Origin of the sequence: Moritella sp. PE36, assembly GCF_000170855.1 — a bacterium.
Taxonomy (GTDB): domain Bacteria; phylum Pseudomonadota; class Gammaproteobacteria; order Enterobacterales; family Moritellaceae; genus Moritella.
On sequence record NZ_ABCQ01000043.1, the window covers coordinates 21,033 to 39,542 of the forward strand.

The window sequence follows — 18,510 nt, forward strand, 5'->3', positions numbered from 1 at the left end:
TATTTAAGTATTAAATAGACAGCAAGTGTTTATCTAATATACACAGCTGGATGAATTCTGACCTGTAAGCCCTTAAGTGTTCGTTTTCTTGGGGTTTTTTTTGATCTAGCCCTATTAACTCTGTTATTAATTTTGCAATCTTCTTTGAAGCCCCTATTATGAAACTATCCCTAATTAAAAAAAGCGAGCAATTATGACTAAAAATTATTCTGATACACTGTTTGAAGAAATGAAATTACTGGCTAAATTCCCAACACAATCTCAATTAGAAGGTATTAAGATTCATAATGAAGCTAACCCCTCTGTTATTAGTGCTGCGAAATCACTTTTTGATAAAGGCCTTATTTCACAAGAAGACGGTGGGTATTTAACCGATAGCGGTATTGAAACAGCAAATCACCTACACAGCGTTTTAGCACCATTAAGCTAAATAAATAATGTTATTATCTAAAGCAGTTAGCCGCTGTGATATAGGCTACTAACTGCAATTTTCTATATTTCCCTACTGATTTACTTATCTACTGACCTAAGCTGTTTCACATAATCGTGAGTCTTCATTGTCAACTTTAGGCCGCGGATTAACTTGCACCGCCTGGTTAACATTATGGGTGATGATATTAATGCTTTCTTGCCTAATATCATCATTACGCGGCGAAGACGACAATAGATTTATATGGTCGCTAACACTCTCAATTGCGCTATTTAATACTTCATTTTCAAGTGCAGTAAAAGCATCTTCAATGTAATCCGCTAACTCGGTCAAATCAGGTAATGCAGAGCGACAAGCGATCAGTCCAACATGAATGGAGCCGTTGTAGCTATATAACGTTATGTTCAGCGACATGCCCGGTGGTAATACTGAAATAGGGAAGCATTTCTCCATTTTTGCACCCATCATGTATAAGGCTTTACTTGGACCCGGTACGTTAGAAATCAGTACATTCCCCATTGGTGGTAATATTGTATCCAAGTTTAATAGTTCGCTGGCCGCTGCGAGTCCTTGGCTTACTAACGTATAATTCGTTAACGCTTCTTTTGTTAATAACTTTGCTTCACTTTTCAGTCTTTGACACGATTCTTTGACGGTCATCAGGCGTTCTAGTGGTCGTTCGCCAGCATAAGCAAGTTCAACTAAACTGATTGCAACTTGGTTGTTTGAGAACTGGTCTGACGCATCACGCAAACTCATTGGCATTTGTGCAACAAGTGGCTTCTTAAGTACGATATTACGTGTTTTTAGGTAGTTATGAATCGCCATATCACAAACGGTTACAATCACGTCGTTAATCGTTGCACCTGTGAGACGACCAAGTGTTTTAACCCGTGCCAGTGGCAATGATGACATTGCAGCACGGCGTGCACGCTTTGGACTAACTGAAAACGGTGTTTTAGGCGCCATGAATGGGGTTGGCATATCTGCCTTGTACATGTTTGTTGCTTGGAACAGTAACTTAGTTGTCAGCTTAGTCAGTGATGGTATTGATTTAACATGACTAGTTAGCATTTTTGATGTATCAGCCAGTATCGATAAGGTACTTTTTGCTGTGCGTTCTTTTTGTGGTCGTTCAACCGCCCAGAATGCGGTCATTGCTGATTCGGCATTTTTACTTAAATAAGCCATTAACAACTGGTTGGCTTTTGCCCCATCCGTAAATGCGTGGTGAACTTTAACGTAGATAGCAAATTTGTTGTCTTCTAAACCGTCGATGAGAGTCATTTCCCATAATGGTCGATTACGATCAAGTAATGTTTCATGCTGGTGTTCAACAAAGCTAAGTAACTGATTTTCATTACCTGGTTGTGGCAGCATTGCAAAACGTACGTGATATGACAGGTCAATATTGTTATCGTCTTGCCAAAAGTATTGGCCGGTGATTTGTTTTTTTAATTTTTGGTTAAATGGATTTTTAACATCTTGTTGTGACATTAAATTATCAAATAGGTCTCGACTGAAGTTACCAGGATAATTTTCTGGTATTGAGAAAATTTGTAATCCTGCAACGTGTTTTGGGCTCGTTACTGTTTCTGTGTATAAAAAACCCATATCAACTAACGTGAGTGCTTCCATAGCCATTTCCTATTTTATTCATGTGATTGATAGTTTGCGTCGTACCGCATATATAATCACATGTGATGTTATGACTTACTGTCACGGATGTTAAAGTTATGTGTATACTACATGACTACTCATAAAGGTATATATCGTTTTGACATTAATTTCCCTAAATGACATATTTATGTGACTTGTTGGCATTACTTTAACTTTATGAATTAAAAGGTTTTAACTGTTTTATTTAATGGTTAGTTTAATATCTACTATTGGATTATTATTATTTTTCGACTTAAATGGGAATATTAAACTGCAGCCATTTGTTAACCGGTACATTGTTATCGGTACCTTTGCGCTTGCTAGTTTTTAATCCTGTTAGGTTATTGCTTTAAATGTTGTCGCTTAAGCTCGATCATTTTGAGAAAGTGGTGAAGATAAAAGCGTTGGTGGAATCTGAATTAGTTAATGTTAATAGTTAAACTGAATTCTAATGCGTGTCAGAGATTATGTCAGGACTAAAATCAGCCGTTTCAGTGATTTTAATGAGGGGGACTGAATTAAAAAATCGCATTTTATAATCGGTATTTTGATTATTATCTTTCGCGCGTACTGACAGGGCGACTCGGTGAATGTTATTTGGATAAAACAGCCAACTACGCCAGATATTGGCGTCATCAATGCGGTGAGCTGCAAAGTTTAATTTAATGTCGTCAATACAGCTAACGTTTTCCTGCTGGCTATCTGGCAGCTTGAAACTAAAGTCTTTTAACGGGATCGACAAACCTAATCCCCATGCTTTGATATAAGACTCTTTTAATGTCCAGTAATCAAAGAATCGGCTAGTTTGCTGCGCCGTAGGCTGCATGACTAAAGCATTTATTTCACTTTCAGAGAAAGAGTATTTAGCGATACTCATTACATCACTGCTACGCTGGGTGTTTTCTACATCGCAACCAATATCGTCATTAAGCATGACCGCACAAATGATCAAGTTATTGGTATGGCTAATGTTAAAGCGTAATGGAATGGGTGGATCAACAATCTCGGGTTTATCCTTGGCGCCTTTGATAAACAGCCAATCAACGGGTGACACATCAGCATAACGAGATAATAAATCACGGACAAAGGCGCGGGTGATTAATGCGTTATGGCGGTCTTTTTCAAAACGAAAGCGTTGTTGTTTTGTGGTTTCTTCTACTGATAACAACTGACTATAAGCGTGTAATAATTCAGGCTGTTGGATTTGTTTCGGGTCTACCGACCACAGGTGAATTTCATTTGTGGCTAAGGTTAGTTTGTCTGTTGACGTTGAAAGCACTATTTATTCCATTGCATGACGAGGGGTAAGCTAATTTAGCTATCTTAGCATGAACTATATGTCGTACAGATATAGATTTTTCGGGGGCTAATGTTATTTATTATCCTAGGCTTAAGTCAGGGGGGGCGGTTATATGAGTAGAAAGATGTTTAAGACTGGCGTGTTAGGCGGCATAGTCACCGCGATTTGTTGTTTTACGCCAATCCTAGTGATCATATTCAGTGCTGTGGGTTTAGCCGCTGCGATCAAATACCTTGATTTTGTGTTGTTCCCAATGCTGGCAATATTTATCGTATTGGCAGTCGTCGGCTTCATCAAATTACGGCATGAGTAAGGAATAAAGAGAGAGTAGAAGAGGCAGAGAGCTAAAAGCCATCAACAGCTTTTAGCGCTCTTTCGTTTATAAAAAGTGTTTATAAAAAGTATCAGCTATAAAAATACCAGCTAGAATGGATACCAGAACAACTCTGTTGCCATAACACGTTTGATAATAGCTAAGGTGACCACCAAGGTAATTAACCCCATCACAGCGTAATCTTGCTTGGTCATTGGTTTTAAGCTGTACCACGTACGTTTCTTGTGATGACCAAAACCACGTAATGTCATCGCATTTGAGATCTCATCTGCGCGATCTAGGCTTGAGAAGATTAATGGCCCTAAAATCTTGGCAACATTCCGAATACGCGACAGCACAGATACATTCTTCGATAGATCTACCCCACGTGCCTGCTGTGCATGCATGATATTAACAAAATCATTCTTCACATCAGGTAAATAGCGCAATGTTAAGCTGACCGCATAGGCAATTTTGTATGGCACACCAAGACGGTTTAAACTTGCCGCAAATTCAGTCGGATGCGTGGTAAACACAAATACCAACGCAATTGGGAACATACTGAAATACTTCAGGGTTACCGTTAGCAGGTAATACAAGGTTTCTTGGGTCAGGGAGTAATCCCCCCACAGAGAGAATAACAGCGTACTTGAACCAATATACTCAACGCCTTGCTGTGGTGCTAGCAAGAACATGAATAATGCGTTGATGCTTAGTACACTGGCTGTGGCAATCAATAACGGCTTGTAAACAAGGAAGGGCACTTTGGTTAATTTAAGTAACGTACAACCAGTAATGATAAGCGCGAGAATCAGGCGTAAATCAAAGGTCGTTAATACTACGGTTACCCAAGCTAAAAACAGCACAAACTTGGTAACACCATTAAGCTGATGCAGGACTGAGTTGGTATTGACATAGTTAATACCAAAATCGATTTTTTTGGTTTTATTGACGTTATTTTTATTCATATTGTTTTTATAATTCGTGTTGCTCTTCATTATGAAGGCGTCACTTCAGATTTGATAAACTGTTGCATAAAACCATCTGTATCTTCGATACCAACCGCATTGGCTAATGTATACAGACTAGTCACTTTTAAGTTTGCACGGTCAAGTAGCGCAGGGTCGCTGAACACTTGTGAAACTGGGGCATTGGCAATTAACCTGCTTTGTGCAATAACAATCGAACGCGAGGTATATTCTAATACTAAGTGCATATCGTGAGAGATGATAAGCACAGTAATACCGAGCGTTTTGTTTAGCGTCTTAATAAATGACAGCATCGATGTATAGTTACGATGATCTTGGCCCGCTGTTGGCTCGTCTAGAATAAGTAACTCAGGTTCTAATGCTAAAATTGAAGCAATCGTTACGCGTTTTTTCTGACCATAGCTAAGTGCTTCAATTGGCCAGTGACAATATTTAATTAAGCCACATAAACCCAGAACGTGTAATACTTTTTCTTCAACAAATGCTTCGTCGTGGCCACGGTTGCGTAAACCAAATGCCACTTCGTCAAAAATCATGTGATGAGAGATCATATGATTCGGGTTTTGCATCACCACGCCAATCTTTTGAGCGCGTTCAAAGATAGACAAATCAGCCATATCTTCACCATTAAACTTAATACTGCCGGTATCTGGCGCGATAACGCCCATGATCAGTTTAGTGATGGTTGATTTACCCGAGCCATTCCTACCCAAAATAGAAACGAATTCACCGCGATTAATGTTAAACGAAATATCTTCCAGGGCATTCTTTTCGCCAGTATAAGAATAGGTTAAATCATTGATTTCAAGTAAGGTATCGTTTGTCTGAGGCTGAACAATAGGGGCTTGCGCATTAAACCAATTGGTTAATGGTGTTTGATATTGTTGTAGATCCATCTTGTCAATATAAGCAGGATTATCAGTTACTGTAATAGCGCAGTTCGCTGCTTTTAATGCCGAGATATACAGGGGCTCACGAATACCATGAACCTGTAGCAACGGCGAAACAATTATTTCGTCAGGAGACATATCGGCAATGATCTGGCCACGTTCCATTAAGATCACGCGATCGACATGGCGGTGTAGTACATCTTCGAGACGATGCTCAATAATGATAACGGTTTTGCCTGTATCTCGATGCAGCTGATCGATAATTTCGATAGTGGCTTTACCGGTTTTAGGATCAAGGTTGGCCAGTGGTTCATCAAATAACAGGATGTCAGTATCATCAACCAAAATACCCGCTAATGATACTCGCTGTTTTTGACCACCTGATAATGCGTACGGTGAATGGTCAAGTAACTCATCAAGATCAACCATAGCCGCCGTTTTCTTCACAATAGATAGCATTTCGGCTTGAGAAATCATGTCATTCTCAAGCGCAAACGCAATATCTTCACCTATGCTTAAACCGACAAATTGGCTGTCAGTGTCTTGCAACACTGTGCCGACTGATTCGCTATAGTCTTGCATGCATAACCCAGATACAGGTGTATCATTGATGGTTAAACTGCCTGACATATCGCCTTTTATCGCATGTGGGATAAGCCCGTTTAAGCACTGTCCAAGGGTCGATTTACCACTACCACTTGGACCAATAATGACAATTTTCTCTCCTTTCTCTATCCTTAGATTTATGCCTTTTAGTGTCGCTTTATCTTGCGAAGCATATTTAAAAGAGAAGTCAGAAAATTCGATGGTCATTGTTGATTAACCCTCGGTCAAGTTGCGGCTTTGTTTCTTACGTTTCGCATACGCAGTCAGTAGAATGTAGCCAACAATGCCGATTAATACCGTATTACCTGCAGCAATAATGGTTAATTGTGTCATTACCTTACTAAACGGTTCTGCATAAAGGACGGTATCGAGCAGGGCTGATGTGCCATAACCAACTGTATTACCAATGAGGGCAAGCACAACGAATAAGGTCATGTCTTTCATCGAGAATTGACCTTTCTCTAAGCGACCGTTTGTCAGTTTAGGGAATAAACCGATGACAAGACCCACAATACCTGAGCCTAATACCCACGTTAACCAAACACCCCAGCCAGAGAATAAATCTGTCACCCAATGGCCAATAAAACCGACGAAGAAGCCAACTAATGGACCAAATAATACCGAGAAGAGAGCAAGTACTGCCATCGCTGGTTTAAGTGTGGTGTTTGCAAACACAGGTATACCAAACATAGGTAGTCCGCCGATGCCATATAACGCAGCACCAATTGCAATTACCACAACGGTTTTAGCTGAAAGATTCATAATAAGCCTTGGGGGTAAATTTATACGAAAAATTAAAGGTGCGAATTGTACAGGAATACAGGCTATTAAGGAAATAAAGTTAAAGTGGTTTTCTTTTAACCAGCATTTAGGTTATTAGTTTGTGTGGATGCGTACATTGTGCTTAATCGTTGCGAATAATTACATACAGGTAAAAATATAAACGGCGCAAGATGCGCCGTTTAATTACATTATTTCAGGTAGTCATGACGACTACCGAGTTAATTAAAAAAGGATTAACCTTCTTTGTTAACTAGTTCATGTAATTCTTCTAAAGAAGCTGCGATTTTAACACCTGGAACGTTTGTACCAATAGTTGCTTCAAAAGAACCTTCAATTGCTGAACGAAATGAAGTGAATGAGATGCGGTATACACCACGAACAAGCGCTTTAGTTGGGCTGCTTACTTCAGATACTTGACGTAATAACGAATTATAAGAAGAACCACTTGGGTTAGCTGGTAATTCAGAAGTATCGTCATTATAGTTTAATGCTTGAAGTACTTTACCGCCTTTATTGATTTTAGCATTATCAACAATGTTTAGGCGATCAAGTGTAATATATGTATCAAAATATTTATTTGGATCAGATTGAAGACTTGCTTCAAATGTGCTCTGTACGAAATCGCCTTCAGCTGGCGTTGCTTCAGCTGGAGATATCATAGATACACCAATTTCGTCAATGACAGCAGGAACCCATGCATATAAATAATATGCTGGTTTACCTTTAATTTTACCATCTGGCGTTACACTATCGTCAACATAACCAAAATAACTCGTATAGTTAATATATGGTGCACGTACTTCCATACCCGCTATACTTTCTTTATTAGAGCTTTTTAGGTGTGGGCCAGTAGACATACAACCTGCAAGTGTAACGATTGCTAATAATGGTAATAATTTAGTTGCAATTCCTTTTTTCAAAATTCTATCCTTAAATCAATATATAAATGAGTCGCCAGTATATAGTGTATTTATTCAACCGTTCACGATAATCACTTGGTTTAACACTAATTTAACACTAATTCAATACCAATTAATCAGTAAAAATCAGACTTGACGCCAATTTTCAATGTATAAACCTAGTGCTCACTAATGCCAGAGGGTTAATACTAAAGTGGTACTTAAAATGACGGACATCGTCATGTAATTAATACTCATGAGTGTATTGTATACCGTCATCCTTTCACATTATCTGATACAAAAATATATCGGATATTTTAGATAATCCTTAATTTTCAACTAAAATACAGTGATGTAGTCGAGTCATTTGGAGTGCCAATGCGATTGTATTTACTGAAGGTTCCATTATACATCCTGCTATTGGTAGTTCTCTGTCCAATTATTATTTACGCTGCACCAGATAAAGATCCTCCCCCGAAAAACTCAGGGCCGCCTCCTATGTTGGTGGAAGTCAGTCAAATTACCCGTGGAACAGTAGAGCCTATGGTCAAACTCGTTGGTAGTATTAGCTATACACGAGTATCACGTGTTGCTGCAGAGGTTGCTGGCATTGTTAAAACTATCCACTTCACGGTTGGTTCTCGAGTCAAAGTCGGTCAACCTTTAGTCACTTTGCGCTCTGATTTACTTGAAGCCAGACTCGCGGGTTTTCGTGCTAATTACCGACAGTCTCTGCTTGAACTGGAGCGCGCAGATAAAGATTTACAGCGTATAAAAGCGTTATACGCCGATAAATCAATTTCCGAATCTCTGTACGATGAAAACTATTATCGTGTACTCGCGCAGAAAAAACGCGTTATATCTCTTAAGGCAATTCTCGACTATCAACAGTTACAAATAAAAAAGACCCAGATAAATGCCCCTTTCAGTGGTTTGATTCAAGCAAAGTTGACAGAGCAAGGGGAGTGGGTTGACATCGGTGGTCAGATTGCCGCGGTTGCTGATGATAAAGATATTGAGGTTGAAGTCGATGTTCCCGGGCACTTGTTAAATTTTTTATATCCTGGTCGCCAAATTTCGGTTCGCAGTGGCGGCAAAGATTACACCAGTTTGTTTGTTCACTTTATTCCCCAAGGAGACGTAACTACACGGACTTTCACCGTCAAATTAAAGCTTGAGCAAGGCAAAGATTTAATTGCAGGCATGCAAGCACTGGTTAGTTTACCTAGTGGTTCCAAACTTAACAGCCAGTTAGTACCGAGAGATGCAGTTATCAGACAGTTTGGTAAACCGGTTGTTTTTCTTGCCGTTGATGGAAGAGCTAAGATGGTTACTGTGCAGATCTTGGGGTATAAAGGGTTGCTTGTTGCGATAGAAGCGCCTGAAATAGCCGACTTCCAGCAAGTTATTACCAGAGGTAACGAGCGAATACACGACGGCCAGGCTATTCGCTTTTAAATCGTTGACCATAATTTGTTGACCATTAGACAAAACCGAGATTGCTTATGGACATTATCCGCTTCTCAATTTTAAAACCTGTCACCATTTTGGCTGATATTATCATGCTGTTGCTGTTCGGTATTATCAGCCTGACGCGGTTACCTTATCAGCTCAGCCCTACGGTGATCGAACCGGAGATGCCAGGTTAAAACCAGTTGGCGCGGTGCGACACCTTACGAAATTGAACGTGAGATCATTGAGGAGCAGGAAAACATACTTAAAGGTTTGCCTGATCTCATCGAGATGGAAAGTGAAGCGCGCAATGGTCAGGGCAGTGTTACCTTACGTTTTAAGGTCGGCACGAGTGTTGAACAAGCGTTGCTGCGAGTTACTAACAAGATCAACGAAGTGGCTTCTTATCCTGCCGATGTTGATAACCCTGTCGTGAATGCCTCTGGTGCGACCGCATCCCCGGTGATCTGGATGATCCTGAAAACGAAAGACGGTAATCAACGTCCGGTGCAAACTTACAAAACCTTTTTTGAAAATGAAGTTCGTCAGCATATCGAGCGGGTGAAAGGCGTGTCAGAGCTGTTTGTTGGTAGCGGAACCGAAGATCAGATGCATGTGATCATCAGTGCCGAAAGGCTCGCTGCATACGGGTTGACTATTAATGATGTGATCGAGGTGATCCAAAATGAAAATACCAACATATCGGCAGGTACGTTGGCGGTGGGTCGGCATGATTTTCGTGTTCGTACCATTGGAGAATTCAAATCGGCTGAAGACATCGCTGCTGTAGTATTACGTTCTACTGGGCAGCAACGGGTATTACTGGGTGACGTAGCAGTGGTCCGGCAAGATTATGCCAAGAAAAACTCTGTTGTTTTACACAATGGGATCCCAGGTATTGCGATTGGTGTTCGTCCGGAAACGGGCACTAACATTCTTGATATGACGAATCTGGTGGAAGCGCGCTACCAATGGCTAAACGCAAACACGCTCGAAGCCGAAGGTCTTTATCTAGACTGGGTTTATGATCAACGGTTCTACATTAACGGTGCGATTGATCAGATCCAACAAAACATCCTGTTTGGTGGGTTACTTGCCGTGGGTGTATTATTGCTATTTTTACGCAGTGTCCGCGCGACTATCGTTGTTGCTACGGCTATTCCAATCAGTGTTATCGGCACTTTTATTTTCCTTGATTTGCTGGGGCGTAACCTCAATGTTGTTAGTCTCGCTGGGATCGCTTTTGCTGTAGGCATGCTGGTGGACAATGCCATTGTGGTTATCGAAAATATTGTGCGACATCGGCAGATGGGGAAAACAGCGTTCGATGCTGCTCTGCAAGGGACTAAAGAAGTGTGGGGGGCCGTGCTGGCCTCAACCATTACCACTGTTGCGGTATTTTTACCTGTGGTGTTTATTGAAGAAGAAGCAGGGCAGTTGTTCCGTGACATCGCAATAGCTGTTGTTGCCGCTGTCTCGTTAAGCCTGTTTGTATCGGTATCAGTGATCCCTATGTTTGCCTATTGGCTGTTCAACGGTCAAAAACAACAAACAGACAACAAACCTACGTTTCTCGATAGCCTAGGTCAACGCCTGTCAAACGGATTGATGGCACTGGTGACACTGGTGATCCGTAATTGGCTAACCCGGATCTCGACCATCGGTTTGCTTATTTCGTTGGCAATCACTTCGGTATGGCTGTTAACGCCAAAAATGGAATATCTGCCACAAGGAAATCGTAACCTGGTACTTAATATTTTGATACCTCCACCGGGATTATCGACAGCGGAGCGGGTGGAAATTGGCGAGCGTTTTTTTGATATGGCACTGCCACATATCGGGGCCGAAGTCGATGGTGTCCCCGCGATCAAAAATATGTTCTACGTCGGTGCCGAGGGGTTTATGATTTCAGGTGCCATCAGTGAAGAATGGGATCGTGCCCGCGAGTTACTGCCTTTTTTTACCGAGCTTATTTACAGTATTCCAGGTATGTACGGCGTGAGTTTACAGCCTGGAGTATTTGAATCAGGACTGGGTGAAGGACGAGCGATAAAACTTAATATTAGCGGTAATGATCTGAATAAAATTGTCACCGCTGCTGGGGCGTTGTTCAATATGATTCATACTGAGTTAGCTGGCAGTCAGATACGACCGATACCGTCTATTGAACTCACCTACCCAGAAGTGCAAATATTGCCGGACCCTGACCGCTTACGTGCTAATAAGATGTCGAACCGTGATTTAGGCATTGCACTGGACGTATTAATGGATGGCCGCGTTATTGGTGATTTTAAACAAGAGGGCAAAAAGAAAATAGACTTGATCCTAAAAGCGGCAGACAGTGATTTTCCCACCCCGCAAGATCTTTATCAGGCGAATCTAGCAACCCCCGATGGTAAGGTCGTGCCGGTTTCGTCATTAGCGCAATTACAACAAACCACAGGGATGGCTTTGATCCGCCATCTTGAAACAAACAGAACCGTGACGCTGCAAATAACGCCGCCCAAATCAATGCCATTACAAAGAGCAATGGAAATCATCGAGCAACAGATTATCCCACTGGTGAGTGATATGAACTTACTTAACGGCTTACAAGTCGATATGAGCGGTGCTGCCGATAAGCTAGTCCAGACCCGTGAAGCGCTACAGTGGAATTTTTTACTTGCCGCTCTGATCGCCTACTTGTTGATGGCGTCACTGTTTGGTAATTTCATTTATCCATTAATTATTATGTTAACAGTGCCGCTGGCCGGTGCTGGTGGTTTTATTGGCCTCAAGCTACTGAACATATTTATTGTACCGCAGCCAATGGACGTATTAACCATGCTCGGTTTCGTTATCCTTGTCGGGGTGGTGGTGAACAACGCGATCCTGATTGTCTATCAAGCGCTGAACAATTTTCACTCTGGGGGAATGGATTATCAGCAAGCCGTGCTTGAATCAACCCGTAGCCGACTGCGTCCGATATACATGAGTGCTACCACCAGTATTTGTGGGATGTTGCCGTTAGTGCTGATTCCCGGGCCGGGTTCAGAGCTTTATCGTGGTCTGGGTAGCGTTATTCTCGGCGGATTGGCGGTTTCAACAGTGTTTACTATCTTTGTCATTCCTGCCATGTTGGTCGTCGCTATTCGTATGGAAAATCGTTAATAATTACCGGCCGATCATCACTAGGCTCAAGGTAATTGGGTTGGGGTCAACCACATCACTATTATCGTAATGCCCTACTGTTAAATAGGTTTGTGGTTGACCGATCGCAAGCGTTTTATTATCTGGTGTTACTGCAATAGATAATAATTAAGGCACAACAACACTCACTTGCCCATCTGCCGCGCTACTCGTTACACCATGATAAGTAGCGTATACACGTGTATTACCTGCTTTAACGGCGGTGACTAAGCCAGAAGCCGGCTCAACGTGTGCAATATCACTATCATCTATTGTCCATAACGCACTGTTGCTACAATCGCCTATAGACAAGTCAATGTAGATTATTGAGCACGTTAACTGTACTTGCTCATCTACTGTTATGTAATTTACATGAGGTGTGATTTGTATATTTTTAATCACTTTTTCTTCTACCGTTAGCGTTGTCTGTGCTGAATAACCTGAGAAGTTTGCACTGATATCCGTGCTTCCTACGTTATGGCTGGATGCTAGGCCTTGCAGCGTACTGTGCATCGTTGCAATATCGGTGTCACTGCTCTGCCAGCTCGCTAAGTCAGTTATCTCTTTGGATGTTGAGTCACTATAGAAAGCCGTTGCAGTGAATTGCTGGCGCTCTTTCATGATGATTTCAGGAGCAATAGGTGAAATTTCTATGCGAGTAACGGCTGCCGTTGTCACGGTTAGGTCAGCTGTTACTGTTTGCCCTAAAAAGTTAACTTCTACCTGCGTTACGCCGGGAGACAATGGCGTGACAAAACCACCATTAGTTGTACTGTTATCCACATGTGCAATTGTGGTATCTGTGATAGCCCAATCTGCATAATTATTGATGACATAATCTTTACCTGCACTATCAAAGGCAATAGCTTGATAATAAACGTTAGTTCCCATTGCGAGTGTGTTGGTCGCTGGTAGTAACGAAATATGATCTAATTCTGGCGCCCCCACGTTCAATGTTGCTGTCGCTGATTGACCATCATAAGTTGCATTAATGGTTGCTGCGCCAGTTGATTCGCCTTTGGCATAACCAGTGCTGGTTATCGTTGCAATTGCCGTATCATTGGTATTCCAATGTGCGACATCAGTGATGTCTTTACCAGGAATTGAACCGCCATAAATAGCGGTAGCTGTATATTGGTAGTTCATGCCTGGTGCTATATCGGCGCTAACAGGCGAAATAACAATGCTTTGTATTGGAGCATTAATGACTGTTACCAACGTTGTTGCGCTGATAGTCGATAGCTCTGCTTTAATAGCGCTGATACCTAGTTTGTCTGCGCTAGCTTGCCCACCGCCAGCCCCTTTTGTCGTAATACTAACGATGCTCGGTTCAGAAGACGTCCACGTAACACTACTGGTAAGGTTGGTACTATATCCATCGGTGTAGAAGCCCATCGCAGTAAAGCGCCCGACGGTACCAACTGGCTCAGTTGGATCTACAGGAGATATCTGGATTGTTGTTAATACGCCTGACAAAACATTTAGAGTGGCGTCTGCTGATAGGCCAAGATATGTTCCAGTGATAGTAACTCGACCTTCAATATGCCCAGTTGCTAAACCATTTGAGTCAATAGTGGCGGTATTATTGTCACTTGATAACCAATCACTGCTGGTGGTTACATCTAAGCTACTTTTATCGGAAAACTGTGCGGTTAGCGTATATTGTTGGTCTAATCCTGCGATCACTGTTTCAATCGCAGGGCTAATACTCACACTTTCTAAAATTGCGGACGTCACGGTGGTGGTGTTGGTTGCATGTTTTCCTTGGAAGCTTGCTGTAACGGTAACTACACCTTCGCTAATGCCTAACACATCACCTGCGTGAGTGACGGTATTATTGACAGATGCAATATCACCATCGTCGACACTCCAAGTTGCTAAATGGTCAATATCCTTACTCGAACCATCACTATAAAAAGCGCGCGCTTGTAATGTGCCTTTATGCCCGACGGGAATACTCATCGTTGCAGGGGTTATTTCAATACGCTGTAATAACCCATCGGTAACACGAATAGTAGCGGTGGTTTGCTGGCCATCATAGATCGCAGTAATAGTGATATCACTGCCACTGTTAAAATGCGCCGTTGCCAAACCGTTATTATCCATTGACAAGGCGGCTGGGTTATCGCTTTGAAAGCTCGCATCTAATGTGTGTTCGACACTTGAACCATCGTTAAAAATTGCAAATAACTGTAATTGTTCGGTTGTGCCAGCGGGCAGGGTAGAGGTGCTTGGCGTTAGTGACAACGCGGTAATAACTGCCGATGTAACGGTTAAGTGCGTTGTTGCAATTACACCATTTACGTATGCAGATACGTCGGTAGTCCCTTCTTGTAAGCTGATTGCATAACCTGCATAATTACCCGATGGCATAATCTGTGCGATGCTTGTATCAGTTGTGGACCAATTCGCTTGGTGGGTCACATCGACTGATGTTTTATCTGAATAAGTCGCAATAGCTGTAAATTGTCCACTGGTGCCTTTGGCAACACTTGGAGTATTTGGTGTGATCTGTAAGGATTCAATAGTGGCGTCGGTGACCGTTAATGAAACTGCTTTTGTTAATCCAGAATAGCTCGCTTTAATCTCGGTATTACCGGCAATAAATGTTGTTGCAACACCATCCATATCAATATTAGCAATACTTGGCATACTCACTGACCAAGCCACTAATTTTGTTATTTCATGTTTTGTTGCATCAGAATAAAGGCCATAAGCTTGATAACTAACGCTGTTGCCTGCTGCTGTTATTTTATCAACAGGGTTTATGCTAATAGAAAGTAGCAATGCATCGGTGACTGTTGCTTCAGTGGTTGCATTAACTGAATGGAAACTTACATTAATATTGGTTTTACCAAGGCCTACTGCCACGGTATCACCTGCATGTACACCTGACGCTACAATTTTACCTACTCCAGTATTGGCGCTGCTCCAAGTTGCATCTCGAGTAATATCTTGGATATGCCCATCAGGGTAATAAGCTGTAGCATTAAAAATACCGAAACTACCAATTGGGAATTCACGATTAGCGGGGCTAATCACAATTTGGCTAACATCTCCGGCGCTAACACTTAGTGCCGCCAGTGCATTAAGCAATTTACCATCATGAGTTAAAGTAGCTCCTAATTGACTATCGCCAACTTTTAGAGCTTGTACAAGCGCATCATTATCAATAGTAGCAATACTTGTATCTGCCATTAACCAGGATACGTTATTGGTAACATCTATCACTTGACCATCCATCAAAGTGACAAAGGAGCTGTATTGTTGTGATGTACCTTCTGGTAAGACTTTACTCGCAGGGAAAATAGTCAGTTGTTCGGCAACGCCATCAATGACGGTGAGTTTTGCATTGGATTGATGACCTTCAAAAGTGGCATTGATCATCACCTCACCACTACTTTTTGTGGTGACCCAACCTTGCTGATTGATTGTTGCGATGGCTGTATCAGAAACTGACCAGATCACTAAGTCCGATAAATCTTGCAAGCTACCATCGGAGAATACAGCAGTGGTTTTGAATTGTTGTTGCATACCGGTTAATACCGTCGCTACATTCGGCGTTGTTACAATGGTCAGTAGTTCTTTACACGGATTATCAGGCCCGCCACATTCTGGTGCTGGGAATCCCGAGTTGCTGCCATCACAAGCTGCGAGTAACAAGATAAAAGCAAAAGAGAATAGGCGTTTGATATGATTAAGTTGCTTCATTATTGTGCTTCCAGAGTTGGATAAATAGTAACGGCGGGTAATAACACTTGTACGTGACGATTTAAATGACGGTGCTCGTCAGTATCATTGCCAATTACCGGTTCAGCCTCTCCAAGATGATGTTCAGTAATTTGCTCCGCTTTTACACCTTGCTCAATTAAGTAATCGCTCACATGTTTAACCCGTGCTTTTGACAGCGTTAAGTTAAACGCTTCTGTGCCCTTCGCGTCCGCATACCCAGTTAATTCAACCGTTGCCTGTGGGTGTTTATTTAAACGTGTAACGACCTGTTGTAGGTCATTTTTTAGTAACACTTCACTTTTTGCGAAATCGAAAATAATAGCAAAGGAGAATGTTTCTAATTGCACGGGCATATAAATATTCTGCACTACAGGCGTTGGTTTGATGCGACCGAATTGGTAAGCAATCCCGAGTGTGGTGAGTTGACCGTGACTACCACCAACCTCTTCGTTACCTAATTCATAAAAATATTGGTATTCAAGGCGAGCTTGCCAAGATATAGACAGTTGATAAGATAAACCAAGACCTGCCGTAGGAGACAAACCAGACTCTTTAATACGTTGGTGAGGGCCATCATTTGTTGCGTGCCAATTATATACCCCACCTTTTGCAAATAGCGAAAAGCGATCTGTTATTGGCAATAGGCCAAGCGCTGATAGTTCTAACCCTTGCATGGTGCCTGTATAAGTTTGATTTAATCCATTTACTGGATATACAGCAACCGCATCACCTAGGTGTAAATAAGCCGCTTCTAACGCGAAATATTGATTAAATTGGTAACCACCATAAACTCCCCCAGCCTCATCGGTCTTGTCACAACTTACATTCCACGGTTGGCAACCATTTTGATAGTGATTAACCCCTAACTTAGCGCCTAAATAGAAAAACGCATCACTCTCTGCTACTTCTTTCGCGCTTATCATTGTTGATTTATTTTCAGCGTAAGCGCCACTATGAAACATGATTAATAAACAGCCGATTAATAGGGAGGGGAATTGGTATATATTTATTATATTAATTGTTGTGACCTATCTAACTCAATTTCAAAATAAGCATAGGAAATAAGGAGTTATTACCTAAATTGGTGTTCGATAATAACAGGATTTCTATCCCGATAAAATACTCCCATAAAGATTAGTGTGAATACTTTATGGGAAGTGAGGGGTTTATAGTGGTGTTAATCTCTTCATTGCAACAATAATTGGGCGTATATTACCTGCTGTAAATAGACTGCTTTTCTTGTCGTTAAATGGGCTCAAGTAAACTATGTATTCAATCCAGTTGATGTGTAATCAAGGCGATTTGTTATTTTGGATTTTAGCTAAATTTGTTGTTTTGTGAGGTATTTGATCCCGCTGACAGGTGGACTACTTATCAGTGCTATAGGTACAATGGCGCTCGTAGTATTACTCGATTGTTGGTTCAAGGCTCCTTTGATTAGCAAATCGTCATCGAATTAGGATAAAGAGAATTAAGTTAATATGAATAGTGCACCAATTAAAACTGCCGTAATCGGTTATGGATTTTCAGCAAAAACGTTTCATATCCCATTTATCAGTAGTTTGGCTGAATTTGAACTTTCCGCGATAAGTAGTAGTCAAATCGCTGCCGTTACCGCTGACTGGCCAATGGCTAAATATTATCTGTCAGCGGATGATTTACTAAAGAATTCGGATGCTGAATTAGTGATTATTACAGCGCCCAACGATGTTCATTTTCAATTAGCAAAAACGGCGTTAGAACAAAATAAACACGTCATTATTGAGAAACCGTTTGTAACCAATGTTGCCGATGGTGAAGAACTTATTGCGTTAGCCGCAGAAAAAGGGCTCATTTTAAGTGTTTACAATAACCGTCGCTGGGATGGTGATTTCCTCACGGTTAAAAAGCTAATAGAAGAGGGTAGTTTAGGCGAAATTAAGTGTTTTGAATCTCACTTCGATCGTTTTAGACCCGAAGTACGTCAACGCTGGCGTGAACAGTCTGCTACTGGTGGCGGGATATTATTTGATTTAGGCCCGCACCTCATTGATCAAACGTTACAACTATTTGGTGTGCCTGATGCGATAACGGCACAGTGCTTAATCATGAGAGAAGGTTCAACAAATATTGATTATTTTAATCTTGTGTTGCACTACCCTGATAAAGTCGCGACATTACATAGTGATTTATACAGCGCGGGACCAAATAAACGTTTCAGTGTGAAAGGCGATAAAGGCAGTTATGAAAAACAGGGTTTAGATCCGCAAGAAGATCGCTTAAAAGCCGGGGTGTTACCGACCGAACCAA

At 41.5% G+C, this 18,510-nt stretch carries 14 protein-coding genes; 6 read left to right on the plus strand and 8 right to left on the minus strand.

Going from position 1 to position 18,510, the window contains the following annotated elements; translation table 11 throughout:
• The first annotated feature begins 193 nt into the window (after nucleotides 1–193).
• On the plus strand, nucleotides 194–430 hold the full coding sequence (locus PE36_RS18115; RefSeq protein ID WP_006033515.1) for a TIGR02647 family protein: 237 nt from the start codon (nucleotides 194–196) through the stop codon (nucleotides 428–430).
• A gap of 96 nt (nucleotides 431–526) precedes the next feature.
• Here the strand turns inward: PE36_RS18115 and PE36_RS18120 are convergent, their stop codons facing one another.
• Both PE36_RS18120 and PE36_RS18125 read right to left on the minus strand, forming a co-directional pair.
• Entirely contained in the window at nucleotides 527–2,068 is a 1,542-nt protein-coding gene (locus tag PE36_RS18120) for a wax ester/triacylglycerol synthase family O-acyltransferase (protein ID WP_043994754.1), read from the minus strand.
• 469 nt (nucleotides 2,069–2,537) lie between these two features.
• Nucleotides 2,538–3,368, minus strand: a complete 831-nt coding sequence (locus tag PE36_RS18125; RefSeq protein WP_006033518.1) for a 4'-phosphopantetheinyl transferase superfamily protein — start codon at nucleotides 3,366–3,368, stop codon at nucleotides 2,538–2,540.
• A gap of 133 nt (nucleotides 3,369–3,501) precedes the next feature.
• Between PE36_RS18125 and merF the strand changes: the two genes are divergently transcribed.
• The gene (merF, locus tag PE36_RS18130; protein WP_043994756.1) at nucleotides 3,502–3,702 is read left to right on the plus strand and encodes a mercury resistance system transport protein MerF; all 201 of its coding nucleotides are present in this window, start codon (nucleotides 3,502–3,504) and stop codon (nucleotides 3,700–3,702) included.
• A 110-nt stretch (nucleotides 3,703–3,812) separates the two neighbouring features.
• Here the strand turns inward: merF and PE36_RS18135 are convergent, their stop codons facing one another.
• The 4 genes from PE36_RS18135 to PE36_RS18150 all read right to left on the minus strand — a co-directional run bounded on the left by PE36_RS18135 (nucleotide 3,813) and on the right by PE36_RS18150 (nucleotide 7,890).
• Nucleotides 3,813–4,670, minus strand: a complete 858-nt coding sequence (locus PE36_RS18135) for an energy-coupling factor transporter transmembrane protein EcfT (protein WP_232286609.1) — start codon at nucleotides 4,668–4,670, stop codon at nucleotides 3,813–3,815.
• 29 nt (nucleotides 4,671–4,699) lie between these two features.
• On the minus strand, nucleotides 4,700–6,394 hold the full coding sequence (locus PE36_RS18140; RefSeq protein WP_006033521.1) for an ABC transporter ATP-binding protein: 1,695 nt from the start codon (nucleotides 6,392–6,394) through the stop codon (nucleotides 4,700–4,702).
• Nucleotides 6,395–6,400: 6 nt separating this feature from the next.
• Complete coding sequence (locus PE36_RS18145) at nucleotides 6,401–6,949, minus strand: ECF-type riboflavin transporter substrate-binding protein (RefSeq protein ID WP_006033522.1); 549 nt, start codon at nucleotides 6,947–6,949, stop codon at nucleotides 6,401–6,403.
• 254 nt (nucleotides 6,950–7,203) lie between these two features.
• On the minus strand, nucleotides 7,204–7,890 hold the full coding sequence (locus tag PE36_RS18150; RefSeq protein WP_006033523.1) for a LipL32 family surface lipoprotein: 687 nt from the start codon (nucleotides 7,888–7,890) through the stop codon (nucleotides 7,204–7,206).
• A 357-nt stretch (nucleotides 7,891–8,247) separates the two neighbouring features.
• Here PE36_RS18150 and PE36_RS18155 point away from each other — a divergent pair, with 357 nt between their 5' ends.
• Genes PE36_RS18155 through PE36_RS18160 form a run of 3 tightly spaced genes read left to right on the plus strand, consistent with a single transcriptional unit; the run spans nucleotide 8,248 to nucleotide 12,471 of the window.
• A complete protein-coding gene (locus tag PE36_RS18155) occupies nucleotides 8,248–9,327 on the plus strand; it encodes an efflux RND transporter periplasmic adaptor subunit (protein ID WP_043994757.1) in 1,080 nt (359 codons plus the stop codon).
• A 47-nt stretch (nucleotides 9,328–9,374) separates the two neighbouring features.
• A complete protein-coding gene (locus tag PE36_RS24785; protein WP_006033525.1) occupies nucleotides 9,375–9,518 on the plus strand; it encodes a hypothetical protein in 144 nt (47 codons plus the stop codon).
• A 46-nt stretch (nucleotides 9,519–9,564) separates the two neighbouring features.
• Nucleotides 9,565–12,471: an efflux RND transporter permease subunit gene (locus PE36_RS18160; protein WP_232286610.1), complete on the plus strand. Its 2,907-nt coding sequence runs from the start codon at nucleotides 9,565–9,567 to the stop codon at nucleotides 12,469–12,471.
• A gap of 147 nt (nucleotides 12,472–12,618) precedes the next feature.
• On the opposite strand, the gene PE36_RS18165 is transcribed toward PE36_RS18160, so the two are convergent.
• Both PE36_RS18165 and PE36_RS18170 read right to left on the minus strand, forming a co-directional pair.
• Nucleotides 12,619–16,200 (minus strand): Ig-like domain-containing protein, encoded by a 3,582-nt coding sequence (locus PE36_RS18165; RefSeq protein WP_006033527.1) that lies wholly within the window; start codon nucleotides 16,198–16,200, stop codon nucleotides 12,619–12,621.
• Nucleotides 16,200–17,183, minus strand: coding sequence for an outer membrane beta-barrel protein (locus tag PE36_RS18170; RefSeq protein ID WP_006033528.1), 984 nt, complete (start codon nucleotides 17,181–17,183; stop codon nucleotides 16,200–16,202). Before PE36_RS18170 ends, PE36_RS18165 begins: the two co-directional genes overlap by 1 nt.
• A gap of 519 nt (nucleotides 17,184–17,702) precedes the next feature.
• Here PE36_RS18170 and PE36_RS18175 point away from each other — a divergent pair.
• Nucleotides 17,703–18,510: oxidoreductase (locus tag PE36_RS18175; RefSeq protein ID WP_006033529.1), on the plus strand; the 808-nt coding region annotated here is incomplete at its 3' end.